Raw genomic sequence first — 4,456 nt, forward strand, 5'->3', positions numbered from 1 at the left:
GCGCCGAGCGCGCGCAGCGGTTCGACGTCCGTTCGGCGCCGCTGTGCCGGATGAGTGTGCACGTCCTGTCCGAGGACGCGTTCCAGTGGACGGTGACCGACCACCACGCCATCCTCGACGGCTGGAGTCTCGCCTCCACCCTCGCCGAGATCACCGACACCTACCACTCGCTCCTGCGGGGCGAGGACGCCCCCGCGCCCCCGCTGCGCTCCACCTACCGCGACTACATCGCCGCCGAACGCGCCGCCCTCAACTCCACGACCAGCGCCGCCTACTGGCACAACCTCCTCGCCGAACGGCCGCAGGGGACCCTTCCCCGCTGGCCCGCCGACCGGCCACCGCACCCGTCCCTCTCCGGTGAGCGGCAGGAAGGCGAGTCGCATCACCATGACGAGGCCTCGGGCCGCGGCGCGCTGGTCAGCACCGTGCCGGCGGAACTGGTGGCGGAGCTGGAGACGGCCGCGGGACGCGTCGGTGTGCCGCTGAAGGCCGTACTGCTGGCCGCGCACCTGCGGGTGCTCGGCTTGGTCACCGGCGCTTCGGACGTGGTGACCGGTCTGTCGTCCAACGGGCGACTGGAGGAGACGGACGGGTCGGAGGTCCGTGGCCTGTTCCTCAACTCGCTCCCGTTCCGCTTGCGGCTGCCCGAGGGCAGCTGGGCCGATCTGGCCCGCGCCGTGTTCGCCGCCGAACGGGCGGCCCTGCCGCACCGCAGGTACCCGATGCCCGCCCTCCAACGCGCGCTCGGCGGGGAGCCGCTGTTCGAGACCGGCTTTGTGTACAACCACTTCAGCCACGTCGAGGACCTGGCGGACAGCGGCCGGGCGGCGGTCTCGATTCCCGGGGCGCGCGACGAGATCGCGGCCGGTGTCGCCCGCACGAGCTTCCCCCTGCACGTCGCCATGAGCCGTGAGCCGGGCGAGACCGGCATGCGCGTGGAACTGGAATACGACGCCCGCCAGTTCGCCGCCGAGCAGGTGCGCCTGCTGCGTGACTACCATCTGCGGGCCCTGACGGCGCTGGCGCGGACACCCGAGGCCGACCACAGGCAGACCGATCTGCTGAGCGGCTCCGAACGCGCGCTGCTGACCCTTTGGAACAACACCACCACGCCCGTGCCCGACAGCCCGGTGCACGAACTGGTGGCGGCCCGTGCCGCCGCGACGCCCGAGCGCACGGCTGTCGTCGCGGGTGACCGCAGCCTCGGCTACGGCGAGCTCGACGCCCTGGCGAACCGGCTCGCCCATCGGCTCCGGGAGCTTGGCACGGGACCCGAGACGTATGTCGGCGTCTGCCTGGAACGCTCACCGGAACTGGTCGTCGCCCTGCTGGCCGTGCTCAAGGCCGGTGGCGCCTACGTGCCCATGGACCCGGCCTTCCCCGCCACGCGGCTGGCGCACATGGCACGACAGGCGGACGTGCGGGTCCTCCTCGTCGCCCCCGGCACGTCGGACCGCCTCCCCGCGGGCCCCTGGCGCACGGTGGTGCTGGACGACGACGTGCTGGTGGACGACGGCGTGCCGCGCCGGGCCCCGGAGCACGGCGCGGGACCGGACAACGCCTGCTACACCATCTTCACCTCGGGCTCCACCGGCCTGCCGAAGGGCGTGGTGACCCGGCACCGCAACGTCACCGAGCTGCTGTACGGCGGCGCGTCGATGGACCTGCGCGAGGACGACACGCTTCTGCAGATCGCCACGATCGCGTTCGACGTCTCCACCTTCGAGATCTGGGCACCGCTGGTGGCGGGGGCCCGGTTGGTCCTGGCCCCCTCCGGGCCGTACGAGCCGGGAGACCTGGCCGAGTGGGTCGCGCGGTACGACGTGACCGTGCTGCACGCGACGGCGTCCCTGTTCGCGCTGCTGGTGGACCAGCAGCCGCAGTCCCTCGACGGACTGCGCAAGCTCCTCACCGGCAGCGAGACCGTTTCGCCGGCGCACACCGCGCGTGCCCTGGCCCGCCGCCCCGAGCTGGAGGTGGTGAACTGCTGGGGTCCGACGGAGACCACGACGTTCTCGGTCTGCGGCACGTTCACGGCGGAGAACCTGCCGACCGGCCCGCTGCCCCTCGGCACCCCTCTCGCCAACACCGAGGTCTGGGTGCTCGACGAGGCGGGCCTCCCGGTCCCCGTCGGCAGCCCGGGTGAGCTGTACGTCTCCGGGCCGTGCCTGGCGCGCGGCTATCTGGGAAACCCCGAGCTGACCGCCGAGCGGTTCCAGCCGCACCCGTTCCGGTCGTCCGGTTCGCACCGGCTGTACCGCACGGGCGACCGGGGCCGATGGTCCGTGGACGGCCAGGTCGAGTTCCTGGGCCGGGTTGATCACATGGTCAAGATCCGCGGCTACCGGGTCGAGCCGGGCGAGGTCGCCGCGGCTCTCGGCGACCACCCCCGCGTGCGGCACTGCGTGGTGACGGCGCCACGGGACGCCGCGGGCCGGGCCGACCTCGTCGCCTACGTCGTGACCGAAGGGGAAGCGCCCACGGCCGGTGCTCTGCGCTCCACGCTGCGGGAGCGGCTGCCGGAGTACATGGTGCCCCGCGCGTTTGTCTTCCTGGACGACCTGCCGCTCACCCCGCAGGGCAAGGTGGACCGGGGCCGGCTCCCGGCGCCTTCGGGTGAACGCCCGGATCTGGAGGTGGCGTTCGAGCCCGCCCGGCCGGGCACGGAGGAGCAGTTGGCCGGGATCTGGAGTGAGGTTCTGGGGGTGGACCGGGTCGGTCGGCACGACAACTTCTTCGACCTCGGCGGCGACTCGATCCGCAGTATCCAGGTCCTCGGCAAGGCGCGCGACGCGGGACTGGTCCTCGGTTTGCCGGAGTTGTTCCGGGCGCCGACTCTTGCCGGGCTGGGCGGGTTGGTGACGGTGGACGCGGCGGGCGGCGTGGACCGGTCGGCTGTCCCCGTGACCGAGCCGTTCGGGCTGGTGTCGGCAGAGGACCGCGCGCGGCTGCCCGAGGGTCTGGAGGACGCCTATCCGATGGCGGAACTCCAGCTCGGCATGGTCTACGAGATGGAACGGGACCCCGACCTCAACCCGTACCACAACGTGAGCTCGCTGAAGGTCGGCGAACGGTTCGAGGAGGAACCCTTCCGGCGGGCGCTCGCCCTGGTGGTGGCGCGGCACGCGGTGCTGCGGACCTCCTTCGACCTCAGCCGGTTCAGCGAGCCTCTCCAACTGGTCCACGCGCGGGCTGAGGTGCCGCTGACCGTCGCCGACCTGCGAGGTGCGGACCCGGAGGACCAGCGCTCTGCGGTCGCGGAACACGTCCGGACCGAGGGGAGGAACCTCTTCTCGCTCGCGTCGGCGCCGCTGTGCCGGATGAGTGTGCACGTCCTGTCGGAGGACGCGTTCCAGTGGACGGTGACCGACCACCACGCCATCCTCGACGGCTGGAGCCTGGCCTCCACCCTCGCCGAGATCACCGACACCTACCACGCGCTCCTGCGGGACGAGAACGCCCCCGCGCCCCCGCTGCGCTCCACCTACCGCGACTACATCGCCGCCGAACGCGCCGCCCTCAACTCCACCGCCAGCGCCGCCTACTGGCACAACCTGCTCGCCGAACGGCCCCAGGGCGCCCTGCCTCGCTGGCCCGCCGAGACGCGCACGAGCGAGAACACGCAGGGGCATGGCGAGCTCTTCGCGGCCCTGCCACGTGAGTTGTGCGACCAACTGGAACAGGTGGCGGAGCGCGCCGGGGTGCCCGTCAAGTCGGTGCTGCTCGCCGCGTACCTGCGCGCCCTGAGCGTGGCCACGGGCACCACGGATGTGGTCACGGGCCTGTCGGTCAACGGCCGTCTGGAGACCAGCGGCGGTACCGACGTACGAGGCCTGTTCCTCAACACGGTGCCCCTGCGGCTGCGCCTGTCGGACGGCACCTGGCTCGACCTGGTGCGGGCGGTGTTCGAGGCGGAGCGGGAGATGCTGCCGCACCGCAGGTACCCGATGTCCGCCCTCCAGCGCGCGCTCGGCGGGAAGCCGCTGTTCGAGACCGGCTTTGTCTACAACCACTTCCGCCAGATCGGTGAGTTGGTGGAGGGCGCGGGAGCGGAGCAGGGCGCGGGCGATCCCGTCGACGGCGCCGGCCGCACCCACTTCCCTCTGCTCGTCGCGGTCAGCCGAGAGCCAGGACACGCCGGGATGCGGCTGGAGCTCCAGTACGACAGCCGGGAGCTGGCGGCACGCCAGGTGGCGTTGGTGCGTGACTACTACGTGCGGGTGCTGGAGATGGTGGTCTCCGATCCGGACGCGCCGTTCGGCCAGGTGGGGGTGCTGGGTGACAGCGAGCTGTCCCTGCTCGGTTCGTGGGCGGGGGCGGGTGCCCGCTTCCCGGTGTCCGCCGTTCATGAGGCGGTGGTGCGTCGTGCGGTGGAGGTTCCGGGTGAGGTGGCGGTGGTGTGTGGTGGGGAGTCGTTGAGTTATGGGGAGTTGGTGGTGCGTGCGGGGCGGGTGGC

At 72.2% G+C, this 4,456-nt stretch carries 1 protein-coding gene; it reads left to right on the plus strand.

The window, feature by feature from the left end; all coding sequences use genetic code 11:
• Nucleotides 1-50: 50 nt before the first annotated feature.
• On the plus strand, nt 51-4,456 hold a 4,406-nt coding region (locus GL263_RS22260), incomplete at its 3' end, for a non-ribosomal peptide synthetase (RefSeq protein ID WP_267132790.1).

Source organism: Streptomyces durbertensis (assembly GCF_014156695.1).
GTDB lineage: Bacteria > Actinomycetota > Actinomycetes > Streptomycetales > Streptomycetaceae > Streptomyces > Streptomyces durbertensis.